Consider the following 1227-nt stretch of genomic DNA (forward strand, 5'->3'; position numbering starts at 1 on the left):
GCGAAAGAGAATGTTAATAATGATATGGGTATGATGGATTCTTCTATTCGTGGTAAATCGTCATCAGCGATTCGTGAGACGGTATCACAGCAAGTTCAACGCTTGGATTTGATTGGGCAGGAGTAGGTATGCGTAGATTTGGGTTATGGGCAAAAAAGCATTGGGAATTGTGTATTCTTATTGTTTCTATCGTGGTAAGTGTCGGTGTTATTGGTGGGGGTGTGGTGTATATAAGGTATCAGCAGAATCAAGAGCGTGAGTATATGTATTCGGTTGTTATGGGTAGCGAGGGCAGAAAACTCATCGAGGATGAGTTACGCTCTGCGGATCCGAATGCGTTAACGGATAAGGGACGTATTAAATCGTATCGTATCCTTACGGATACGATTGAGCATAATCCCATGGGCGGAATCATGGTGAATGTTGAATTGAATAGTGATGCTGAGCTTGAGATTGGTTTAGCATTTGAAAAGAATAATCCAGAGGAAGAACTTACGGTTCGTATCACAGATTTATCTGGAAAAGCTGCTGATCTTTTTCATCAACTTGGAGCTTAGGAATTGCTTATGACATCGGAGTATCTTTCTGAACGTGATCGAGTAGATATCGCGTGGGTTGAGTATAAAAACTATGATCAAGAATCAGCTCGTACTCATCAAGAAGTTCGTTATGGTGCTAACAATAAACTTTTGGGTACTTTGGATGAGGTGGTGGATGGTAAGTCCACGGGTTTGAAGATGTATGTGGTCAAGACGGATGAGGATCATTATTTGGTGTTGTTTCGTGGTTCTGAGGCTCCGGGTAAGGCGGGATGGCAGAAGGATTGGTTGGATAATGATGTGCCGATAGCTGATAAGATTTTGTCGGGGTCTAAAGGTGTGACTCCTCAGTTGCGGCAGGCGAGTCAGTGTTTGAATCGGGTTATGAGTGAGCATAAGTCGGCGTCGTTTGAGGTGTATGGGCATTCGTTGGGGTCGATGAATGCGCAGTATGCGATTGCGAATGCAAGGGAACCGTCTCGTATTCGTGGTGCTTTTATGTATGAAGGGCCAAATATTTATTCCACGTTGAACAAGCAGCAGCGTGAAACGGTTGCCAGGCTTAATAGTAGAGCTCATAATTATGTGGATAGTAAAGATAGCATAGCGTTGGGTTTTAGTGATTTCTTGGGTAGTGTGGGTCTGGTTCATAACGTGTGTTCCAAGGATACTCATGATGTGACTAAGC

The 1227-nt window shown here is 43.5% G+C and carries 2 protein-coding genes; both read left to right on the forward strand.

The genetic code is table 11. The annotated features are described in order from the left end of the window. The first annotated feature begins 128 nt into the window (after window positions 1-128). A complete protein-coding gene (locus EJ419_RS01085) occupies window positions 129-557 on the forward strand; it encodes a DUF1310 family protein (RefSeq protein ID WP_131283082.1) in 429 nt (142 codons plus the stop codon). 9 nt (window positions 558-566) lie between these two features. After that, a partial coding sequence (locus tag EJ419_RS01090; RefSeq protein WP_131283083.1) for an Mbeg1-like protein occupies window positions 567-1227 on the forward strand: 661 nt, incomplete at its 3' end.

It is taken from the genome of Alloscardovia theropitheci, assembly GCF_004332295.1.
Classification (GTDB): domain Bacteria; phylum Actinomycetota; class Actinomycetes; order Actinomycetales; family Bifidobacteriaceae; genus Alloscardovia; species Alloscardovia theropitheci.